The sequence below is a fragment of the Pseudomonas sp. Sample_11 genome, assembly GCF_004307505.1.
GTDB classification, from domain to species: Bacteria; Pseudomonadota; Gammaproteobacteria; order Pseudomonadales; family Pseudomonadaceae; genus Aquipseudomonas; species Aquipseudomonas atacamensis.
The window spans coordinates 16,002-34,611 of record NZ_RCOD01000056.1; the positions used below are offsets into that span (position 1 = coordinate 16,002).

General features: G+C 55.3%; 24 protein-coding genes and 3 tRNA genes. 15 read left to right on the plus strand and 12 right to left on the minus strand.

Going from position 1 to position 18,610, the window contains the following annotated elements; genetic code table 11:
* Nucleotides 1–48: 48 nt before the first annotated feature.
* Entirely contained in the window at nucleotides 49–357 is a 309-nt protein-coding gene (locus tag D8U60_RS16705; protein WP_130900522.1) for a DUF1654 domain-containing protein, read from the minus strand.
* An 828-nt stretch (nucleotides 358–1,185) separates the two neighbouring features.
* Between D8U60_RS16705 and D8U60_RS16710 the strand changes: the two genes are divergently transcribed.
* The 10 genes from D8U60_RS16710 (at nucleotide 1,186) to D8U60_RS16755 (ending at nucleotide 7,190) form a co-directional block, all read left to right on the plus strand.
* On the plus strand, nucleotides 1,186–1,728 hold the full coding sequence (locus tag D8U60_RS16710; RefSeq protein WP_130900523.1) for a hypothetical protein: 543 nt from the start codon (nucleotides 1,186–1,188) through the stop codon (nucleotides 1,726–1,728).
* Nucleotides 1,729–2,269: 541 nt separating this feature from the next.
* Nucleotides 2,270–2,506: a hypothetical protein gene (locus tag D8U60_RS16715; protein WP_130900524.1), complete on the plus strand. Its 237-nt coding sequence runs from the start codon at nucleotides 2,270–2,272 to the stop codon at nucleotides 2,504–2,506.
* Nucleotides 2,503–2,736: a hypothetical protein gene (locus D8U60_RS16720; RefSeq protein WP_016773974.1), complete on the plus strand. Its 234-nt coding sequence runs from the start codon at nucleotides 2,503–2,505 to the stop codon at nucleotides 2,734–2,736. The genes D8U60_RS16715 and D8U60_RS16720 overlap by 4 nt, the downstream gene beginning before the upstream one ends.
* The gene (locus D8U60_RS16725; RefSeq protein ID WP_130900525.1) at nucleotides 2,733–2,927 is read left to right on the plus strand and encodes a hypothetical protein; all 195 of its coding nucleotides are present in this window, start codon (nucleotides 2,733–2,735) and stop codon (nucleotides 2,925–2,927) included. Before D8U60_RS16720 ends, D8U60_RS16725 begins: the two co-directional genes overlap by 4 nt.
* 278 nt (nucleotides 2,928–3,205) lie before the next feature.
* A complete protein-coding gene (locus D8U60_RS16730; RefSeq protein ID WP_241663548.1) occupies nucleotides 3,206–4,345 on the plus strand; it encodes a hypothetical protein in 1,140 nt (379 codons plus the stop codon).
* Nucleotides 4,346–4,400: 55 nt separating this feature from the next.
* Nucleotides 4,401–5,381, plus strand: a complete 981-nt coding sequence (locus D8U60_RS16735) for a RecT family recombinase (RefSeq protein ID WP_130900526.1) — start codon at nucleotides 4,401–4,403, stop codon at nucleotides 5,379–5,381.
* Nucleotides 5,378–6,046, plus strand: a complete 669-nt coding sequence (locus D8U60_RS16740; protein WP_095118643.1) for a lambda exonuclease family protein — start codon at nucleotides 5,378–5,380, stop codon at nucleotides 6,044–6,046. Before D8U60_RS16735 ends, D8U60_RS16740 begins: the two co-directional genes overlap by 4 nt.
* A 2-nt stretch (nucleotides 6,047–6,048) precedes the next feature.
* Nucleotides 6,049–6,291: a hypothetical protein gene (locus D8U60_RS16745; RefSeq protein ID WP_130900527.1), complete on the plus strand. Its 243-nt coding sequence runs from the start codon at nucleotides 6,049–6,051 to the stop codon at nucleotides 6,289–6,291.
* Nucleotides 6,288–6,752 carry a hypothetical protein gene (locus D8U60_RS16750; RefSeq protein ID WP_130900528.1) on the plus strand — a complete coding sequence of 155 codons (465 nt, stop codon included), beginning with the start codon at nucleotides 6,288–6,290 and terminating at the stop codon, nucleotides 6,750–6,752. The genes D8U60_RS16745 and D8U60_RS16750 overlap by 4 nt, the downstream gene beginning before the upstream one ends.
* Nucleotides 6,753–6,827: 75 nt before the next feature.
* Nucleotides 6,828–7,190: a hypothetical protein gene (locus D8U60_RS16755; protein WP_130900529.1), complete on the plus strand. Its 363-nt coding sequence runs from the start codon at nucleotides 6,828–6,830 to the stop codon at nucleotides 7,188–7,190.
* A 4-nt stretch (nucleotides 7,191–7,194) separates the two neighbouring features.
* On the opposite strand, the gene D8U60_RS16760 is transcribed toward D8U60_RS16755, so the two are convergent.
* From D8U60_RS16760 to D8U60_RS16770, 3 genes are all read right to left on the minus strand, one after another.
* Nucleotides 7,195–7,467, minus strand: coding sequence for a hypothetical protein (locus tag D8U60_RS16760; protein ID WP_130900530.1), 273 nt, complete (start codon nucleotides 7,465–7,467; stop codon nucleotides 7,195–7,197).
* A gap of 197 nt (nucleotides 7,468–7,664) precedes the next feature.
* Nucleotides 7,665–8,555: a toll/interleukin-1 receptor domain-containing protein gene (locus D8U60_RS16765; protein ID WP_130900531.1), complete on the minus strand. Its 891-nt coding sequence runs from the start codon at nucleotides 8,553–8,555 to the stop codon at nucleotides 7,665–7,667.
* 117 nt (nucleotides 8,556–8,672) lie between these two features.
* Nucleotides 8,673–9,395 carry a hypothetical protein gene (locus D8U60_RS16770; protein WP_130900532.1) on the minus strand — a complete coding sequence of 241 codons (723 nt, stop codon included), beginning with the start codon at nucleotides 9,393–9,395 and terminating at the stop codon, nucleotides 8,673–8,675.
* Between the two features lie 144 nt (nucleotides 9,396–9,539).
* Here D8U60_RS16770 and D8U60_RS16775 point away from each other — a divergent pair, with 144 nt between their 5' ends.
* Complete coding sequence (locus D8U60_RS16775; protein ID WP_130900533.1) at nucleotides 9,540–10,163, plus strand: hypothetical protein; 624 nt, start codon at nucleotides 9,540–9,542, stop codon at nucleotides 10,161–10,163.
* A gap of 675 nt (nucleotides 10,164–10,838) precedes the next feature.
* Here D8U60_RS16775 and D8U60_RS16785 read toward each other — a convergent pair.
* Nucleotides 10,839–11,345, minus strand: a complete 507-nt coding sequence (locus tag D8U60_RS16785; RefSeq protein ID WP_130900535.1) for a hypothetical protein — start codon at nucleotides 11,343–11,345, stop codon at nucleotides 10,839–10,841.
* A gap of 122 nt (nucleotides 11,346–11,467) precedes the next feature.
* On the opposite strand from D8U60_RS16785, the gene D8U60_RS16790 reads away from it, so the two are divergent.
* Genes D8U60_RS16790 through D8U60_RS16800 form a run of 3 tightly spaced genes read left to right on the plus strand, consistent with a single transcriptional unit; the run spans nucleotide 11,468 to nucleotide 12,942 of the window.
* On the plus strand, nucleotides 11,468–11,659 hold the full coding sequence (locus D8U60_RS16790) for a hypothetical protein (RefSeq protein WP_125926743.1): 192 nt from the start codon (nucleotides 11,468–11,470) through the stop codon (nucleotides 11,657–11,659).
* 43 nt (nucleotides 11,660–11,702) lie between these two features.
* On the plus strand, nucleotides 11,703–11,909 hold the full coding sequence (locus D8U60_RS16795; RefSeq protein ID WP_056785291.1) for a DUF4224 domain-containing protein: 207 nt from the start codon (nucleotides 11,703–11,705) through the stop codon (nucleotides 11,907–11,909).
* Between the two features lies 1 nt (nucleotide 11,910).
* Complete coding sequence (locus D8U60_RS16800; RefSeq protein WP_130900536.1) at nucleotides 11,911–12,942, plus strand: tyrosine-type recombinase/integrase; 1,032 nt, start codon at nucleotides 11,911–11,913, stop codon at nucleotides 12,940–12,942.
* An 82-nt stretch (nucleotides 12,943–13,024) separates the two neighbouring features.
* Here the strand turns inward: D8U60_RS16800 and D8U60_RS16805 are convergent.
* Nucleotides 13,025–13,111: transfer RNA gene (locus D8U60_RS16805), tRNA-Leu, on the minus strand.
* A 490-nt stretch (nucleotides 13,112–13,601) separates the two neighbouring features.
* On the opposite strand from D8U60_RS16805, the gene D8U60_RS16810 reads away from it, so the two are divergent.
* Nucleotides 13,602–14,141: a GAF domain-containing protein gene (locus tag D8U60_RS16810; RefSeq protein WP_016774514.1), complete on the plus strand. Its 540-nt coding sequence runs from the start codon at nucleotides 13,602–13,604 to the stop codon at nucleotides 14,139–14,141.
* Between the two features lie 83 nt (nucleotides 14,142–14,224).
* Here the strand turns inward: D8U60_RS16810 and D8U60_RS16815 are convergent.
* The 6 genes from D8U60_RS16815 to D8U60_RS16840 all read right to left on the minus strand — a co-directional run bounded on the left by D8U60_RS16815 (nucleotide 14,225) and on the right by D8U60_RS16840 (nucleotide 18,112).
* Nucleotides 14,225–14,298, minus strand: a tRNA-Cys gene (locus tag D8U60_RS16815).
* A 46-nt stretch (nucleotides 14,299–14,344) separates the two neighbouring features.
* Nucleotides 14,345–14,420, minus strand: a tRNA-Gly gene (locus D8U60_RS16820).
* A gap of 60 nt (nucleotides 14,421–14,480) precedes the next feature.
* Nucleotides 14,481–15,041, minus strand: coding sequence for a CDP-diacylglycerol--glycerol-3-phosphate 3-phosphatidyltransferase (gene pgsA, locus D8U60_RS16825; RefSeq protein WP_016774513.1), 561 nt, complete (start codon nucleotides 15,039–15,041; stop codon nucleotides 14,481–14,483).
* Nucleotides 15,042–15,073: 32 nt separating this feature from the next.
* The gene (gene uvrC / locus D8U60_RS16830) at nucleotides 15,074–16,897 is read right to left on the minus strand and encodes an excinuclease ABC subunit UvrC (protein WP_024012762.1); all 1,824 of its coding nucleotides are present in this window, start codon (nucleotides 16,895–16,897) and stop codon (nucleotides 15,074–15,076) included.
* Nucleotides 16,898–16,899: 2 nt separating this feature from the next.
* Entirely contained in the window at nucleotides 16,900–17,541 is a 642-nt protein-coding gene (gene uvrY / locus D8U60_RS16835; RefSeq protein WP_024012761.1) for a UvrY/SirA/GacA family response regulator transcription factor, read from the minus strand.
* Between the two features lie 127 nt (nucleotides 17,542–17,668).
* On the minus strand, nucleotides 17,669–18,112 hold the full coding sequence (locus D8U60_RS16840) for a GNAT family N-acetyltransferase (protein ID WP_016774511.1): 444 nt from the start codon (nucleotides 18,110–18,112) through the stop codon (nucleotides 17,669–17,671).
* Nucleotides 18,113–18,610 lie beyond the last annotated feature (498 nt).

An 18,610-nucleotide genomic window follows, 5' to 3' on the forward strand; every position in this document is an offset into this window, starting at 1 on the left:
TTTCCCTACTATGACGCCCGCCGTAACAGCGGGCTTTCTTGTGAATACTCAAAAGGGTGCTTCCACCTCGAGTTGCTCAATAGTTTCCATCAGTCGATCCTCTTCCGCCATTGGCTCCCAGCGTAGCGTCACAGACCCGTCCACATTCCAGGCCATGTCGATACCATCGGTTTCGGACAACAAGCCTATCACCTCTTTCCATTCTCGCTCTCCATCGGTGTCCAGGCGATGAATCGTCACCCATCGCTGAATCTGCGCGACCGGATGATTAATCATTGACGACACCCTGAGCGATAGCCGCTCCAGACCTGACATAGCAGTTCTCCCAGGTTGATTTTGTTGTTTTGCCATCGCCATCTACATCGCACCTTATAGCTGTATATCCGTACAGTAGAGCCAAAGGATAACCATATCTTACGAAAAATAAATTAACCGCCGGTATTGACCACAAAGAAACCGCCGGTTAATTTACACCCATCGCAGCGACACACAGCCACTGCGAAGGGCCTCAACAGACCCGCCGCTCTTTAGCGACACCCCTTGCCGGATCACCACCGGCCCAGATTCGAAGGCAGCGATGAACCGGCCTTAACGGTTCAGAGGGTTGGCAACTGACCCGGGCGTGCAGCGTAAAACGCCAAGAATAGTTATCCAGCGGGAGAACAAGCCGAAAGGCCCGCGGCTGGAGGAACAACGAGATTATCGGTCGAGCCGACGCCAGTAGCGGGCGCGGCCGAGTAGGTCACTTTCGGCGGCCGCCTCCGGGCGCCCCGCCGTGGAAGACCTGAGTTTCGAGATAGAGAGTGTCGCCTTCTCCGGGCTTGTAAGGGGTCTTCCGCTCAATACGGCAGCCCTTGCACATGATCGGCACCGGCTTCCAGCTGTGGTGGTACCGGAAATGCGATTTGCAGAACCTGCAGGTCGTCTCAGGCCACTCTCGATCTCTCCGCTCCGCAGTGAGCGAGGTCTTCAGTTGTCGCAGCAGTTCGAGGCTTTTTGCATCCATGTGAAAGCTCCAAGGTTTTCACGGATCGTATCAGCCTGCCCACGCGCAGCCCACTGCGACGGCGGACGAGGTGTTGACCGAACTGAGTGAATGACCTGGTAAGCGGGTGCGGAGAAAGACCACAGATTTACTGATGCCGCTTCGATGAGGCGGCATTGGAAATCAACGGGAGTCACAAAATGCTCAACATCAACGAAGCTGAACTGAAGAAATCCATCGTGTCGAACGTCGCCGATCAGTTGCTGCGAGAGGATGAAGACCTCTCGGAGATGGTGGCGAAAGAGGTGAAAAAGCGCATCGACAAAATCTTCGATGAGCGCGTTACCTCGCAGATCCAGATGGCGATCGACGAAACCATCAATGGCTCGTTCGAGCGTGAATATCGCCGGGTGAATCAGTGGGGCGATCAGGAGGGGCCATCCACCACGCTGCGCAAGGAACTGGAGAAAACGGTAACCGCCTACTGGAACGGCAAGGTAAACCCCGGGGATGGCGAGCCAGCATCTAGCGATTACAACTCTGTCACCCGTGCTCAGTGGCTCATGACCAAGATCTGCGCCGAAGACTTCAGCAAGCAAATGCAGCAAAGCGTGGCGAACGTAACCGGCGCCCTGAAAGACGGCTTGCGCAACCAGCTTGCCAATCAAATGGACCACATGCTGAACGACCTTTTCAAAATCAAAAGCCTGCAAGACCAGGGCAAGGTTGAAAAGCCGTATTGAACAACCAGCTCCACGACAGCCTGTCGTTAACTGCCCGATCCTCTCTATGAGAGCGCATCGGGGTGTGATCTGAAATGACCCGCCATAAACCAAGAAACTGGAATATGTGGTCAGGTCAGTTCACACCCCGATGCGGACGAAGCTGCGGCATATAACCGCCCACCTGCATGCAGCAACACCAGAGACCGGCGAGCGCCCGCCAAGATGCCAACGGCGCGCATTGGAGGATGACCATCATGAAATAGACGAACGCTTCAACTTGGGTAGCGAAGAAAGCCTGCAGTATTCGCTCGAGACTCCATGAACAGGCAGCGGACAGTAGGCCGTCGATGTCACCGCGCATCGGCCGAATGCGGTAGGCCACCCCAGCGCACGAAGACAACTTGACGCTGCAAACCCGGTCTGTCGCCAGCAGCGAGACCGGGCCTTCCTCCCCCGACCAATCCCGAATGCACTTCCCTCTGCGCCCAACGGCAACCAGCGGAGCGGCTGAGTGCATCCGAGTTTTGTTGGATCAATACCCGCCACCACGGAGGCGACCATGGCAACCAGCTATGCAGACAGTGCGCAGGCCCGAGAGTGGAATCGGCGCTTTGATGAATGGGGCCGCCCCAAAGCGCCGCAGGTTGAAGACTTCCACGACTACGAAGCCGCAGCGCAAGAACTCACACAGCGCCAGGCGCTGATGGCAGCTCAAGACCTGGTCGACCGCAAGGCGCTGGCCAAGCGAGTCGCGGCAGCGGTGGTCGCCTACGGCGAATTCTGGGGGCTCAAATGAACATCCAGCAGCGTGACCATCAAACGGCGGTGACCTGGATCGAGGGCGAGATCAGCAACATGATCCGCGACCTCGGCAAGCCCAACGCCAGCGCCGCAGCGACATCCTGCATCACCCTGGCCTTCATGCTTCGTGCCATTGATGACAACGAGCACCGTCACTACCGCGCACGCATCGACCAGATTTACGCCTCCTACAACGCCTCCGTCTCGCAAGGAGCTGCAGCATGACAACCGCACCGGTAAAAACGCTGGTCGATGAACAGCTCGAGGATATCGAGCGTCGCATTGCGATTCTCGGCTTCGGCCTGCCCTTCAACGAAGTGATCGGCCGCAAGCGTGAGGATCTGGTCGACAGCCTCCCGCAGCGCCTGTCGGTGACCATGAAAGGTGGACGCATCGCCGTGAGGGCTCGGCCATGAAAGTCATGTTCTGGTGCCTTGCCGCTGGCCTGCTGGTGGTTATGGCTGCATACAGTGCGGCTCAATATTCGTCCGGCGTGTGCCAGGTGCCGCGTTCCACCACCTACCAGGTCTTCCGATGACCAGCCTTCAGCGTGCACGCCGCATCCTGATTCGGCGCGGCTCGTTTCGAGTCCTCTCGATTTACACCTTCCTGATGCTCCTCAGCGCCCTCGCCGATCGCATCACTCAATAAATAACACCACTACAAGCTGCGCTCGGCGCGGCAAGGAACCGTCATGTCCGCAAAAGCCCAACAAGCCCCTTTGCAAGAGTCCATCGAAATGACCGCTGTAACGCCAAAAGTAGCTGTCACCGATATCGCCGAATATCGGCCGCATGAAGAACAAATCGTCCGCTTGGAAACGACCTACGCGAACCTCGTTGTCGACTGCTCTACAAGTGAAGGCTTGGCGAATGCGAAGGAAGTTCGCGTGGATATTCGCGATGTCCGCTACGCCTTGGCTAATACCACGAAGACGGCGCTGATTCCCTATCAACAGGCGGTAAAAGACGCCCAGGCTCGCGTCAACCAGGTGAAGGAATTCGGGGAGGCGCTGAAGGATCGCGTACTGGCGATCGAAGCGCCTGTAGACGAGGCAATCAAGGCCGAAGAAAAGCGCGTCGCTGATGCCAAGGCCGAACGCGAGCGTGTCGAGGCTGAGCGTGTCGACGCCATTCGGGCAAAAATCAATCGTTTCAGCTCCGTCGCTGCCGCATACGCAAGCCGTAGCGCTGCCGATGTTGCAAGTGTGCTTCAGAACGTCAAAGAGTCGGTAATCCTGCCAGAGGAATATGCCGAGTTCGAAGCAGAAGGCACGATTGCTCGCGACAACGCTATTGAACAGCTTGAAGTACTGCAAAGGGCTGCTGTTGACCGAGAAGAGGCGGCAGCCAAGCTACTGGCCCAACAGAAAGAGCTGGACGAACTGCGTGAAAAGCAACGCATCGCCGATGCTGAAGCAGAGGAGTTGCGCAGGCAGCGCGCCGAGGAAGATCGCCTGCGTTTGAAGAAGCAGCAGGATGAACTCGACCAGCAGCGCCGCGACATGGAAGCGCAACAACGCCAGCAACGTGAGCAGCAAGAAGAGCAGCAGCGCCAGCAGCGCGAACGCGATGCGCAGTATCAGCGTGACCAAGAAGAGTTGGCTCGCCTTCGCGCACTGGCTGCAGCACCCGCTGCGGTTGCAGACGTCATCACGACACCCGCCGTTACCGACACATCTTCAACTGCAGCGGGAGTGGATCCGGTTCCAGTGGCTGACGAAGTTGCTGACTCGAACATGCCGAGCGCCGGCGAAGTGGTCGAGGTCGTGGCCATGGCCTTCTGCGTCACCAATGACGAGGCATCGGCCTGGCTGCGCGCCCTGTCGTTCTAACAAACCCTGAAATCACCCCGGAGGCCGGCCAAAGTCGTCGGCTATGGAGTTAGGAATGAACGCTCAAACCCAGATTGCTACCGTACCAATGGACACAAGCCCGACGGGCCTGATCCTCAATCGCGACAGCATGCAGTCGATAACTGAACTCGCAGGCATCATGGCAGGCGGCAAAACCACCCTGCCGAAGCATTTCCACGGCAACACTGCCGACTGCATGGCAGTGATCATGCAGTCTATGCAATGGGGCATGAACCCATTCCAGGTTGCGCAGAAGACGTTCATCGTGAACGGTGGTCAGTTGAGCTATGAAGCGCAGCTGGTCAATGCGGTTATCACTACGCGAGCGCCGACCCTTGATCGAATCCATTACGAGTGGTTTGGCGACTGGGACAAGATCATTGGCAACTTCCGTGAAATCGAAAGCAAAAAGCAAATGGATGATCACGGACAGCCGAAGAAATACCGCGTCCCAAACTGGAACATAAACGACGAGAAAGGCCTCGGCGTCCGCGTCTGGGCTACGTTCGTTGGCGAAGACGCTCCACGCGAACTGACCACCTTGATGACTCAGGCTCGAACCCGAAACTCCACGCTCTGGGCGGACGATCCGAAGCAGCAGATCGCATACCTGGCCCTGAAAAAATGGGCACGTCTGTATTGCCCCGACGTGATTCTGGGCGTGTACACCCGTGACGAGCTGGACGACGGCTACGCGCTTCCGGAAACGGATGTTACCCCACGATCTACCAACGAAAAGCCAGCAGATGTGGGCGCTGCTTCGGTTCCTCAGGGCGACGCCACCGACGCAACTGCGGACCTGTTCGAGCAGCTCAAAAAGATCGCTCAAGAACAAGGAATTGATGGCTACGAAAAAGCCTGGAAGGCACTGAAACCGCAGCAGCGTGGCGCAATTGGCGTGACACGTCACGGTGAGCTGAAGTCGATTGCACAGACAATTGAGGCAGAGTTCACAACCCTCAACGAAAGCTCAAACGGCAATGCGAACGACGATGTGCAAGGCGGCGAGCAATGAACGCCTCAGTAGACCTTCAACGCACCGAGCAGTGGCATCAGGACCGCAGCGGACGCCTAACGGCAAGCAGGTTCAAGGATGTAATTGCTTGGGGTGATCGCGACAAGCACGGGAAGCGCAAGCCGCTCGCGGCGCGCACCACTTACATGCGCGAACTGGCTTTCGAACGTCTGGCGAACAGATCGAAACATTCGGTCAGCAGCAAGTCGATGGCGTGGGGTACGGAGGTCGAGCAGTCGAGCCACGACTTTTACGAAATTCTGACCGGGAACACCGTCATCAAGTCGGGCTTTGTGGTTCACCCAAAATACGACTGGCTGGGCTGCTCGCCGGACGGCTTGATTGGCGAGGACGGCGGCATTGAGTCGAAGTGTCCATTCAATGAAGCCGTCCACGTCCGCACCTGGCTCGAAGGAATGCCCGACGAACACAAGCCGCAGGTTCAGGGCTGCATGTTCGTCACGGGCCGGGAATGGTGGGATTTCCTGTCGTTCGATCCGCGCCAAGATGAAGACTGCCGCCTGTACATCGAGACCATCAAGCGCGATGACGAGTACATCGCGATGCTTCATCAAGAGCTGGTCCAGTTCAATTTGGAGCTTGGCCGGATGGTTGACGAAGTAGCGGACAGAGCGCGGGCGCAAGCCCATCGATTAGGAGCCTGAGCATGATCAGCAATCACCTCAACCTCGTCGAGCAGCACCGACCTGACGCCGAGTCGATCGCTGAGCGAATCGCGCAATACCTGGCTGCAGGCGGGCGGATTGACCAACTGAAAAGCCCGCCGCGCAATCCGCTGCCACCGCCACGCTCGAAGAGAATAGACCCTGAAACGGTCCTCAAGCGGCGACCGAAGCCGATATCGGCCGCCGAACGCAAGGCGCTGCGCAAAATGGCGGACTCGCTATGAAGTCGAAACGCAAACCTAACAACGGTTTCGCCCGGGCTGAACGCAGCTGCCGGGCGCTGCTGCGCACCAACCACGTCGCGGTGGTGAACATCGACCCCAGCGGCAGCCAGATCATGGCGAACTGGAAGAGCTGCCGGCAGATCCGCAGTCTGGCGATCGCCAACGCAATCTTTGATTTCTCCTACCGCTGGACGATCTACATCGCCGTCATGTGCCGAGACGAACTCGGCGCCGAGTACATCAAGTCGGTGGAGATCTCTCCCGAGGGCATCTACAAGGTCGAGCGCCTGACTGATGCGATCGAGCATTACTACCTGGAACTGCGCAACAGCGCGAACCCGAACCATCTGGTCGCATCGGGCTGGATCGCCATTCCGGACGAGATATCGATGGACGAAGCCCAAGCCGCGAAACTGTTCTACGCCGCCGGCGCCTGGCATCAGGTGAAGGTCGCAGCGTGAGACGTTTTCGCACCCAACAACGCAAACGACAGACCTGGCTGGACTTGCCGGCCAGCGGACTTGAAGAGGTAGGCCATGGCCGAAGTACAGGAGCCAACGAAGGAAGCCATCAAGCAGAAGAAAAAGCGCGAGAAGGCTGCAGCAAAGGACGCTGCATTGGGCGTCGAGAAGTTTACGGTTGAGGTAGCCGGCGTGTTCAAGCCTGACCTCAAGCGGGTCATGGCAGCGCACGGCATCAACAACCAGCAGGAGGTTTACCAACTGCTGCTGATGAACCTGATCGCCGCCGACTTCGATGCCCAAGCCCAGATGCTCAAGTGTGTCACGACACCTTTTGTTGTGACTGAAAAGGTGTCGCAGCTTATTGAGGCGGCTGGCATGAAGTCGATCGCCGATGATCCGCCAGAGCCTGACGACGAGATCGTCGAGCCAGCCTGATGGTTCAACTACGAGGTTTGGCTCCTTGAGCCAGCCAAGCGCCATGAGCAAGCCCCTGCTCCACAGCTTCTTCGTTCGACTCATCAAACAAGTCAAACACATGCTCAGAATGCTTTGCGCCGCCGGGATGGAAAAGCTGCGTCAGCATACTGCGTTGGTGCGGACCAAATTCCCGAATTCGGACAGTGATCAACATTTCCTGCGGGCCGGTTCGCATCAAGTACAAATCAGATGGGTGCTCACCCCAAAGCTCTGATTGCCAATATTTATTCGACACTTTGATTCTCCTTGTCCGGCTCCATGCCGGTCACCCGTAATACCCCAAACCAAATTGCCACCACCGGTCACGGATGGCTGCACGTGACTGATCTACAACGGTGCATATGGCCCGCAGAACTCAAGCGCCCGCCGAAGCCGACTAAGGAGTAGTTGCCCTGCGGGAGGTTCAATTATGGGCATGCCAGAAAAAAACATTTAGATTGCGTTGCCGTACCCATCAGCAAAAGCAATCGAAATAAGATTCACCGGTGCATCTGCAGCAAGTGTAAGAAAGTAGCTAATCCCTTTTTTCAAATCAGGCCCAGTAAACGACCGCCTAAATATTTTCCCGTCAGAACTGCAACTAGGGCTCATTAAGGCCAGACTACATATATCTGGAACCTTAAGGTCTCCAGATGCGCCGATCCTTTCAAACACTTCGCGATACCCATCGGTCTCAACTTGAATTGATGCACCGGTTATGGGAGATAAATTGCTCGTGAACTCCAAAATAGTTACAAACAATCCGTCGCCGCGCTGACCGAGCGTATATGCCGTCACGACAGCATTGGAATATGGTTCCATGAGACGCTCTTTAGATTTGTTTTCCAGACCTGACATTAGTTCTTCGCACGCATCGTCAAAGCCTTTATTTGTAAAGTTTGAATATAGTTTATCTCGAAGAAAAAAAGGTACTTTACAAGCTTCTAATAAAACAGGTATTACAAACTTACTCCCCAGCCCTTTTTCCTCTGCCACCTCCATGATAAGGCCGCCATTAAGCTCCCTTTCAACCCAAGGCGATTTAATAGATTCAGGCGACAGAAACACAACAAGCTTATCTGAACTTTCTACCCCTTCAGATATCTTTTTTACGAGCGAGTCGCCTGGCGTCATTTCCCACTCATCCAGCCAAACCGTATAGCCCTTGCGCTCTAAGTACTGGCCAACGTGGCGAACAATAGGTTTGTCTTTCGAAGTATGACTTAAGAAGATTTTCATAGTGTCCCCTGACGTCCGGCCCCATGCCGGGCCGTACACAAATACCCCAACCCAAACAAAATTGCCACCGCCGGTCACGGTGAGCAGCGCCTCACTGGAAATCACTCATGCCTATCACCCCATCGGTCCTCCAGTATCAAGCTTCCAAGTTCTGGCTTGGGCCATGGGTGCTGCAACACTGTGCGCCGCACACCATTTTCCCTAAGGGAAGCTCTATACGGCCTAGCCATCCAAGACGACTTTTAGTCTTTCAACGTAATCAAAAATTTTCACTCTTGACACCCTGAGTAGGGTGAGCGCGTCCACCACTGAAAATTCAAATTGAAACTCAACCCAATCAAAATATCTTTTAAGATTTGCATCTTTGGAAAGCTGCGATCTTATTTCGTGAGTTTTCATTTTATTAGAAAACACAAAGGGCTTATCACGCCCTATTATAACCCCCCCAAAATCGCTATCGATGATCGTTATATTGTCACAATCCTTAAAGCCGACAGCCCCACCTAGAACTACAGTATTGGACTGCGAATCGACTCTGACCTGTGGCTTTAAACGGTCATGCTTATGAAAGTTTGTATAGCTACACAAATCAGAAAGCCAAGTATCGCCAGTTTTATGCGGCTGCACAGACTCGATGACTGACTCGATATCAGGTCTTTGAACCGACAGCCCCGGAAGATTTTTCTTCAAACTTTTAAGGTACCCTTCCTGATCCTTGCCATATGGAAAATACGGACTATTACGCTTTTTAGTATAGCTCTGCCAAACATCTTGAGCTGTATACTCAAGGATACTCCTCAAGTGCTCTAACGTGGACTTAATAACCGGCTGCATTACTTTGACAATGGATTCATTATGTCGAGCAGCTTCGTATTGCTCAGAGACAGCCGATATATTGTAATCACAGGCTTTGAAAAGTTCTTCGATATCTGATTGGCGCTTCATTAAATCATTCCCCTGAAAGACTCTTCCTGACAACATGCCTAGTGATAGTAGCGCAGAAAAAAAAACCTTATAGGAAACTCTGAGCGCGAAATATTTTTTACCTGATCCTCCACCGCCCGGGCATGCCCCGGCATAGGACGCCCCATGCCCACAGAAAACACACCGGCCGAGCCGCTGAAGGTTGAGCGCTCGACTGTGACCAAGCTGGTAATCACCGGCGCACCGCGGCTTGACCCGATTACCGTGTTCCTCGAGGACTTCGGCCGCCGCGACTGCCCTACTGAATCCGACCCGAGCTATCAGACCGCCCAGGGCAAGATCACGATCAACTGCTGGGACAAGAGTTGGAACGCCTACTGGGGTGGCATGGGACCTCGCACGGTGGCCGAGTTCGTGGCGGATTGTGATTGGCAATACGTCCGGAACTGCTTGGATCGCGGGATCAGCAGCACGCGGTTCAGCGGGAACGCGCTTCACGCATTTGCGAAAAAGTGCATTGTCCAGCGCCGCCGGCAACAGACAGGCCGTCACGACTGGGAACTGGATGAGCTGAGTAAGGGTGAAGCCCGCGAACTCTGGCACGACATCGAGGTTTTGCGCAGCGTCGAGTCACCAAACGAATGCTGGCATCACAACAAACTGCTGACCGAGCTTTTCGGTGATGAGTGGCACTACCCCGTCGGAGACAAGGCCATCGAAGAGAACCACGAATTCACGTACCTACAGTGGGTTGTCGAGGCAGTGCAGGAAGCGCTGCGGCAGGAATAGCCGCAGCAGGAGGCAGCATGAAGCGCATCAAACTGCGCTGTTATCACTTCAGTTCCCAGCATTTCGGGCCATTATTTTTCGGGTTCCTAAGCAGCGAGGATAAGATGTGCAACCCATAAACTTGGTTCCCCGGCGCCTGCCAACTTTAGCAATTCGAATTGCCATGGGGCTGCCACAGAGTAAACATAAACCTAGTGCATCCCACTCAGCCTTGGGTGGTTTTAATCGTTCGACTTCTGCAAGCCTTGCTTCCTCCAAGGCCTTGTCATTGGCTCTTCGCCGGGCGTTTTTCCAAGAGTCCAGTTTAACCAGGCCGAAAATTACACCGCCGATACCCAAGAACCAAAGAAATCCGGTGCCGCTTCCTCCTCTTCCACCGCGTCCACCTCCGCGAGAACTCCGCCCGCCTCTACCGCCGCGAGCCTGAACTTGCCCAGTGAGGATCAGAAGTGAGCCCAGCAGCAAAATACGCCTAGAAAATTTGCTTTCCATTTTTTCGGTCCCTGATCGCGTGGAGCCCACCTTAGCAACTATGGGCTTTGACCGGCATTGAAAGTTTTATTCCCTCCCCCTTCAAAGTCAGCCGCTATAGCGGCCAAGGATGAGTGCGCCTACGAGCGACCGTTAAAAAATGGAGAGCTGCTCGTATGGTTGCCGTGCGGAAAAATGAAAAAATCAGTCTGGTTTACTCTCAGCATAACTGTCAGCAGCGAAGTGCTCAAACCAAATTGAATGTTGACTAGTTGGAGTCTTCTTAAAAATCTTATACGTAATTGCTTCAACTACTAAATTCAGAACCACGGTGAATAGAATAAGCCAGAATACCCAAGAGCCGCCCAAATTAAAAACCCAAATGACAGCGATAATTGTATACATATTCAATGCATTTCCAGCCCCATGCTTAAGATACCAGTCCGTAGGGGTGCCCCATAAATAGCGCTTATCAGGCATTTCCCTTGCGATGAGATTGGCAAACAGGGCGGTGAAAACCATAGGAAAAATAAATGTTGGTGACGAGACAGCTATTGCCAAGATAATCAACTTAATTACATCGATAGATAAAAAACTTTCAGGCTTGTAGTTATAAAAAATCAAAAACCCGGGAGCGACAAACGAAAAAAAGAAAATCGCCAAATTTGCTGACAATGAGACATTTAGCTTTTTCAGGTCACCAATTTCCATTCTCTAAAACCTCCTTTTGAAAAGTTATCAAGCCTAACAAAGTCGGGAGCGAAATAGAACCAACCTTGCTGCCCCTCCCCCAACTCAACAGCCTGCCGGTGTACGGCGGGCGAGGAATCCTCATGGCTTTCATTATCCCCACAGCACTCAAGTGTCCGAAGTGCGGCTACACCGGGCACGCTCAGCTCCAGACCACTCAAGCCAGTTATTGCCCACAGTGTTTCGATGAGTTTCTTCAAAAGAACGTGCCGCGCCTGGTGGTAGATCCCGATGGCAAACCTTTCGATCCGAACAGTCAGGTAGTGAACCTGTAGCCCACACCACCTTCTGCGCGCCACGCGCGGCATGGAGCATCACATGACCATCCAGTTTCTATCGCACGAGGAGGTTTGCGAGCTCACCGGCGCGCGAACCAAGGCAGGTCAGATCCTCAACCTGAAAAAGAACGGCGTTCGCCATACGATTAAAGTGAACGGCTGGCCGAGTGTCACCGCGATGGCGGTCACCGCCGTCGGCGCGTTTGAATCTGAAAAGCCCGTCTGGAAATCACGTAAGGCCAGCTGACATGGGAAGACGACCAAGTAAACCCGGCTCGATCGCCAGGCTGCGGGAACGCAAGAAGGCCAGCGGCCGGGTGTTTTACTATTACGACACAGGCGGCAAAGACCGCAAGGAAATTCCGCTGGGCAGCGACTACGGCTTGGCGATCATGGAGTACGCGAAGCTTGAGCGTGATCGCACCGCAACCGATCTGGTCGCAAAGGTTATCACGTTCCGCTACGTCGCCGAAAAATACATGGTCGACGTCGTTCCCACCAAAGGCACAGCCACCCAGGCTGACAACAAGCGCGAGCTGAAGAATCTGATCGCTTTCTTCGACGACCCGCCCGCGCCGCTGGAAACTATTGAGCCGCTGCACGTCCGCCAGTACCTGACATGGCGCAAGGCCGCGCCGGTGCGCGCGAACCGCGAGAAGGCACTGCTCAGCGCCATCTGGAATTACGCTCGGGACAAGGGTTACACGTCTCTTGCCAATCCGTGCGCGGGCATCAAGGGCAACAAGGAAACTGGCCGGGAAACGTATGTCGAGGATGCGCTGTTCAAGCGCGTGCACGACAAGGCAGATGTGGGCCTGCAAGACGCAATGGACCTCGCCTATCTGACCGGGCAACGGGTGACCGATACCCGGCTGATGGACGAGCGCGACGTGCGCGACGGGCAAATTTGGGTGTTGCAGGGCAAGACAAAGGCGAAGCGTCGGATCGAGATAACTGGGGAGCTGAAGGTTCTGATTGATCGAATCATGTCCCGGAAGTCAGAACACAAGGTCCGCTCGACGCGGCTGATCGTTACGGAGGACGGCACACCGATGACGGTGGCGATGTTGCGCAGGAGATTCGACTTGGCCAGGGAGGCGGCCGGCGTGCCGAAAGCTGAGTTTCAGATGCGCGACTTGCGCGCCAAGGCGGGTACCGATAAGGCGGAATCCAGTGGTGATATCTTGCAAGCCAGAGATCAACTTGGGCATACAACGGTGGTGATGACTGAGCAGTACATCCGCAATCGAAAGGGCAAAAAGGTCATGCCTACCAAGTGAATTGCGGACCAACTCCAAAATAGCGGACCAGAAATAAACAAGGGTTTGCATCAGCTTTCGCCCGCAAACCCTTGATTTAAGATGGTGCCCGAAGCCGGAATCGAACCGGCACGCCCTTACGGGCGGGGGATTTTAAGTCCCATGCGTCTACCAGTTTCGCCATTCGGGCGGTAGCGCGGTGTTGCTTTGCTCAGCCTTGCGGTTGCGATCCTGACAGGATGGCCGCTTGAAAAGCCGAGCGGGGAATATATACATCACGTCCCGGTGAAGCAAGTTTGGAGTGCGCGATTTGAGAACTAAATATCGCTGACCGCGAAAAATCAAAAAGCCCCAGAAATCAGGGAGCTACGGAGTTTGCTTGAAGTAGAGGCCGAAGTTAGTGGCAAATCGCAGCAACCAGACTGGAAATTGGGGCGATAAACACAAAAAGATTCAGATGCTCACCATCACCGTAGCTGCACGGGTGACAGATGATTCATCGATTGAGATTATGAGCAGGCAACCCAAGTCTGGACAGGATGTCTACGCTAAAGGTTGGCGCCGAAATCAATAATCAAAGGGTAATCAGCACGCCCCCCCCCTTCAACCACGATCACGCCTCACAGAACGTCACCAGAGCAGTGCTCAGGGATGTACAAGCAATCAGGAGATTTGATTCCATGCAAATGAGTGACACCGTTCTAAAAGCGTCTTTAAGCCAAGAGGAGCGCTCGGCGATCGCCGAGATCGAAGCGACCACCAATATCCTGCAACTTGTCACCCGTCTGACCGGTACACGCTTTGCCGGCATCGCAAAATTCACTGAAACAGAGTGGATCGTTTGTTCGGCGTACGATCCGATTGAACTGGGAATAAATGTCGGCGATACGCTGGATCTGGAAACCACCCTTTGCAGTGAGTTTCGACGAAATCCGCAAGCCCTCTTCCTTCCACAAATCAGCCAGGATGGACGACTTTCGTCACGTCCTGTGGTGAAGCAATATTCGATTGAAAGCTACGCAGGCGCGCCTGTTTTCCTGCCGGACGGGAGACTCTGGGGTGCCTTATGTGCTCTGGACTCAAGGGCTGTTCTGTTTGACAACCCCGATCTTGCAGAGACATTGACGCTGTTCGCGCGGCTCATTGGCTGCATCTTTTTCTCGAATCTCACGGTGGAAGGTGCCAGCCACATCCAGACCGGATCGTGCTTGACTGATTGACCCTCCGCAAACAGGTGAGCACCACATTTTTCTGCAGACAACAAAAAACCCCGTAGATCATTGATCTACGGGGTTTTTGATAGTGGAGGCCGAGGTCGGAATCGAACCGGCGTAGGTGGATTTGCAATCCACTGCATAACCATTTTGCTACTCGGCCTCAAAGTCTTTGCTGTCAGTAGCGCAACAACAAACACTGTACAAATTGGAGCGGGAAACGAGACTCGAACTCGCGACCCCGACCTTGGCAAGGTCGTGCTCTACCAACTGAGCTATTCCCGCTTGGTGTGGCGCATTCTATAGAATTAAGATGCCCCGTCAACCCCTTGATTCAAAAAACTTTTATTTCTTTTCGACATCGGTCTTCAGGTGCGGCCAGGCGGCGCGAAGGTATTGAACCATCGACCACAGGGTCAGCCCTGCCGATACGATCAGCAGCGTATAACCGAGCACGACCCAGAAGCTGAATGCCTTTGGATGAGCCAGCAGAATCACCAGGGCGAGCATCTGCGCAGCGGTTTTCCATTTGCCCAGATTGGAAACGGCCACCTGTGCCCGGGCGCCGAGTTCGGCCATCCATTCGCGCAGGGCCGAAATCACGATCTCGCGACCGATGATGACCGCCGCTGGCAGCGTCAGCCAAAGATTGCCGTGTTCCTGCACCAGCAGGACCAGGGCAACAGCGACCATCAGCTTGTCGGCGACCGGATCGAGGAAGGCACCGAACGGTGTGCTTTGCTCCAATCGGCGCGCCAGATAACCATCGAGCCAGTCGGTTGCAGCCGCGAAGGCGAACACCGAAGCGGAGGCCATGTAACTCCACTCGTAGGGCAGATAGAACAGCAAAATAAAGATCGGGATGAGCAGGACGCGTAGAACGGTAATCAGATTAGGGATATTCATCGGCACAACTGGCTACGAGGTGAAGGGGCATTCTACTCACTATGCAGGTTCGCATAAATCGACTCAGCGAGCTTTTTACTGATCCCCGGGGCTTTGGCGATCTCTTCGATGCTGGCACGAGACAGCTCCTGCAATCCACCAAAATGTTTCAACAGGTCACGGCGGCGGGTCGGCCCTACCCCTGCCACGCCTTCCAGCGTTGAGGTTCGGCGGGTCTTGCCGCGACGAGCGCGATGCCCCGTAATTGCGAAGCGGTGCGCCTCATCGCGGATCTGCTGAATCAGGTGCAAGGCGGGTGAATCGCCGCGCAAGGTGAACTCGTGGGCTGCATCATTCAGATACAACGTTTCGAAACCGGCCTTGCGCGTGGCGCCCTTGGCGACGCCTAACAGGATCAGATCCGGTACGGCCAGTTCGTTGAGCACATCGCGGGCCATCGACAATTGGCCTTTGCCACCGTCGACCAACAGAATGTCCGGCAACTTGCCCTCGCCGTCCTTGAGTTTGCTGAAGCGGCGAGTCAGCGCCTGGTGCATGGCCGCGTAGTCGTCGCCGGCGGTGACGCCTTCGATGTTGTAGCGGCGGTAATCCGACTTGATCGCGCCTTCCGGCCCGAACACCACGCAAGAGGCCACAGTGGCTTCGCCGCTGGAATGACTGATGTCATAGCATTCCAGGCGTTGCGGCGGTTCATCCAGATTCAGCACTTCGGCCAGCGCATCGAATCGCGCGGCGGTGTGCTGACGGTTGGCCAGACGCGCGCCCAACGCTTGCTCAGCGTTGGTCACGGCCAGTTGCTGCCAGCGCGCACGGGTACCGCGCACCCGATGACTGATGGCCAACTCACGGCCGCGCAAGGTGTGAATCCCTTCGATCAACGCCGGGAAGTCTTCGTGAACCACGTTGACGATCAGTTCGCTCGGCAGATCGCGTTCGGGGCTACTGATGTAGTACTGACCGAGGAATGCTGCCATGACCTCGGAAACGTCTTCCTCAATGCCGACCTGCGGGAAGAAATTCTTGCTGCCGAGCACGCGCCCGCCGCGCACGCTGATCAGGTGGACACAGGCGCCGCCTGGGTTGACGAATGCGGCAATAACGTCGATATCGCCGGTTCCGCCTTCCATGCTCTGCTGGTCCTGCACCCGGCGCAGCAAGGCAATCTGGTCGCGCAATTCGGCCGCGCGTTCGAATTCGAGATTGATCGCTGCCTCTTCCATCGCGGTGGACAGCTCGTTGGTCAGCGCGTGGCTGCGACCTTCGAGGAACATCACCGAGTGGCGCACGTCTTCGGCGTAGACGTCAGGCTCGACCAGGCCCACGCATGGCGCCTTGCAGCGTTTGATCTGGTATTGCAGGCACGGACGGGTGCGATTCTTGTAATAGCTGTCCTCGCACTGGCGGACGAAAAAGGTTTTTTGCAGGATGCTCAGGCTTTCACGTATGGCGCCGGCACTCGGATAGGGGCCGAAATACTTGCCCTTGGCCTTTTTGGCGCCGCGATGGATGCTCAGGCGCGGAAACTGTCCGTCGGAGAGAAACACGTACGGATAGGATTTATCGTCGCGCAGCAGGATGTTGTACGGCGGGCGCCACTCCTTGATCAGCGTCTGTTCCAGCAGCAGCGCTTCGGTTTCGTTGGCGGTGATGGTCGTCTCGACCTGAGCGATACGCCCTACCAGTGCAGCCGTTTTCGGCGCCAGCCCGGTCTTGCGAAAGTAGCTCGCCAGACGTTTCTTCAGGTTTTTCGCCTTGCCGACATACAGCAGGCGCGCCTCGCTGTCGAACATGCGATAGACGCCCGGGCGACCGCTGACGGTCGACAGGAAAGCACTGGAATCAAATGTCTCGGTCATGGTCAGGCGCTGGCATCCACCATGCCGTGACGCACCGCGAGCAGTGTCAGCTCGACGTCGCTGCTGATCGAAAGCTTCTCGAAAATGCGGTAGCGGTAGGTGTTCACGGTTTTCGGCGACAGGCACAACTTGTCGGAAATGATCTGGACCTTCTGGCAGCCGACAATCATCAAGGCAATCTGGATTTCCCGCTCCGACAAGGCATCGAACGGCGAATCATTGGTTGGCTGGAATGATTTGATCGCCAACTGCTGAGCGATCTGCGGACTGATGTAACGCTGCCCGGCGAAAACCAGCCGAATGGCCTGAACCATTTCCGGGAGACCCGCCCCCTTGGTCAGGTAACCGGCGGCGCCGGCCTGCAGCAAACGCGTCGGGAAAGGGTCTTCCTCGCACACCGTAACGGCAACCACCTTGATGTCCGGGTGGCTGCGCAGCAGTTTCCGTGTGGCCTCGAGGCCGCCGATGCCGGGCATCTTGACGTCCATGAGCACTACGTCAGGCTTCAATTCACGGGCTTTGATCAGGGACTCTTCACCTGACTCGGCCTGACCCACCACCTGCAGGCCATCGATATCGGCCAGCATCCGTGTAATGCCTGTACGAACGAGATCATGGTCGTCGACCACTAGCACCCTAATCAAGCAGACACCTCGCGATATGGTCTTATTGGGATGCCGGACACCTTAGCAAAAAGTGCCAGACAGACCTAGCGGAAAGCCGCATTTAAAAAGTTTCAATTCGTCATTCAGGGCTTGCCGGCTGTGGGTTTCAGAGCACAGCTGTACTCAAATCGAGCTGCATTCTGAGGAAACACTCATCCCTGCCCACGATGTGCAGTCCTTTAGATGCATACAGTTTTTGCGCCGGGTTATTGTCAAACACTGTCAGCCGCAGTGCCGGTCGCCTTGCCTGCCGAGCCATCTCGATCACCTGATCAATGGCCCAGGAACCGGCGCCCTGCCCTTGCCACGGATGATCAATCTGCAATTCGCGTATGTACAGCGCTCGGGCATCCTCGCTCAGACTGACAAAGCCGATCAGCAGTTCATCCTGGAGGATCATCCAGTTCTCACGATACTGCCAGCCTGCGTCGAATGCCTCGTCCTGCCACAACAGATCGTGGTCAATGTAATAGCGCAGCATGTTGCGACAGGTCAGATCTCGCGCAAACGCAAGATCATCATGGGTGGCATGCCGAATTCGATAACTCATTCAGCTCTCTCCAATCGTAAAAATGTACTTTAACCAGATCGTTTACCAGTGATAGCCGTTTCGCTCGGCACGCAATAGCATTTTCTGATTGCTGACGCGTATCAGCGTCGAGTAAGCTCGGCGTATTCATCGGAGACAGACCATGTTCAACGCCTCTTCACAGTCTTGCATCGCCAGCGCCTCGCGCTCGATTGCGGCTGCGTGGGTCAACGACGCCTGCGCTCCAGACAACTTTTATTTTGGGTATTGGTTTAGCCACTGGCGCGCCTGATACCCAAACGGCGCCCATGATAACGGGTCGCCTACCAGAGATTTCTCAACCCCCGGTCGGCCTCCCGACCGGGGGTTTTGTTTTTTCAGGCCCATCACTTTCAGCGACACACCACACTTCGAGGATTCCACCATGAACTACGCCACTTATTACCGTTACGACAGCTTTAGCGCCTGGCGATTTACCAGCCTCCGCTCGGGACAGCCTGCCGCCTCCGATCGGTCACC

Bases quoted from the DNA above. Each gene is read 5' to 3' on its own strand.
- D8U60_RS16705 (WP_130900522.1), bottom strand. From the start codon at position 357: ATGGCGATGGCAAAACAACAAAATCAACCTGGGAGAACTGCTATGTCA.
- D8U60_RS16710 (WP_130900523.1), top strand. From the start codon at position 1,186: ATGCTCAACATCAACGAAGCTGAACTGAAGAAATCCATCGTGTCGAAC.
- D8U60_RS16715 (WP_130900524.1), top strand. From the start codon at position 2,270: ATGGCAACCAGCTATGCAGACAGTGCGCAGGCCCGAGAGTGGAATCGG.
- D8U60_RS16720 (WP_016773974.1), top strand. From the start codon at position 2,503: ATGAACATCCAGCAGCGTGACCATCAAACGGCGGTGACCTGGATCGAG.
- D8U60_RS16725 (WP_130900525.1), top strand. From the start codon at position 2,733: ATGACAACCGCACCGGTAAAAACGCTGGTCGATGAACAGCTCGAGGAT.
- D8U60_RS16730 (WP_241663548.1), top strand. From the start codon at position 3,206: ATGTCCGCAAAAGCCCAACAAGCCCCTTTGCAAGAGTCCATCGAAATG.
- D8U60_RS16735 (WP_130900526.1), top strand. From the start codon at position 4,401: ATGAACGCTCAAACCCAGATTGCTACCGTACCAATGGACACAAGCCCG.
- D8U60_RS16740 (WP_095118643.1), top strand. From the start codon at position 5,378: ATGAACGCCTCAGTAGACCTTCAACGCACCGAGCAGTGGCATCAGGAC.
- D8U60_RS16745 (WP_130900527.1), top strand. From the start codon at position 6,049: ATGATCAGCAATCACCTCAACCTCGTCGAGCAGCACCGACCTGACGCC.
- D8U60_RS16750 (WP_130900528.1), top strand. From the start codon at position 6,288: ATGAAGTCGAAACGCAAACCTAACAACGGTTTCGCCCGGGCTGAACGC.
- D8U60_RS16755 (WP_130900529.1), top strand. From the start codon at position 6,828: ATGGCCGAAGTACAGGAGCCAACGAAGGAAGCCATCAAGCAGAAGAAA.
- D8U60_RS16770 (WP_130900532.1), bottom strand. From the start codon at position 9,395: ATGAAGCGCCAATCAGATATCGAAGAACTTTTCAAAGCCTGTGATTAC.
- D8U60_RS16775 (WP_130900533.1), top strand. From the start codon at position 9,540: ATGCCCACAGAAAACACACCGGCCGAGCCGCTGAAGGTTGAGCGCTCG.
- D8U60_RS16785 (WP_130900535.1), bottom strand. From the start codon at position 11,345: ATGGAAATTGGTGACCTGAAAAAGCTAAATGTCTCATTGTCAGCAAAT.
- D8U60_RS16790 (WP_125926743.1), top strand. From the start codon at position 11,468: ATGGCTTTCATTATCCCCACAGCACTCAAGTGTCCGAAGTGCGGCTAC.
- D8U60_RS16795 (WP_056785291.1), top strand. From the start codon at position 11,703: ATGACCATCCAGTTTCTATCGCACGAGGAGGTTTGCGAGCTCACCGGC.
- D8U60_RS16800 (WP_130900536.1), top strand. From the start codon at position 11,911: ATGGGAAGACGACCAAGTAAACCCGGCTCGATCGCCAGGCTGCGGGAA.
- D8U60_RS16810 (WP_016774514.1), top strand. From the start codon at position 13,602: ATGCAAATGAGTGACACCGTTCTAAAAGCGTCTTTAAGCCAAGAGGAG.
- pgsA (WP_016774513.1), bottom strand. From the start codon at position 15,041: ATGAATATCCCTAATCTGATTACCGTTCTACGCGTCCTGCTCATCCCG.
- uvrC (WP_024012762.1), bottom strand. From the start codon at position 16,897: ATGACCGAGACATTTGATTCCAGTGCTTTCCTGTCGACCGTCAGCGGT.
- D8U60_RS16840 (WP_016774511.1), bottom strand. From the start codon at position 18,112: ATGAGTTATCGAATTCGGCATGCCACCCATGATGATCTTGCGTTTGCG.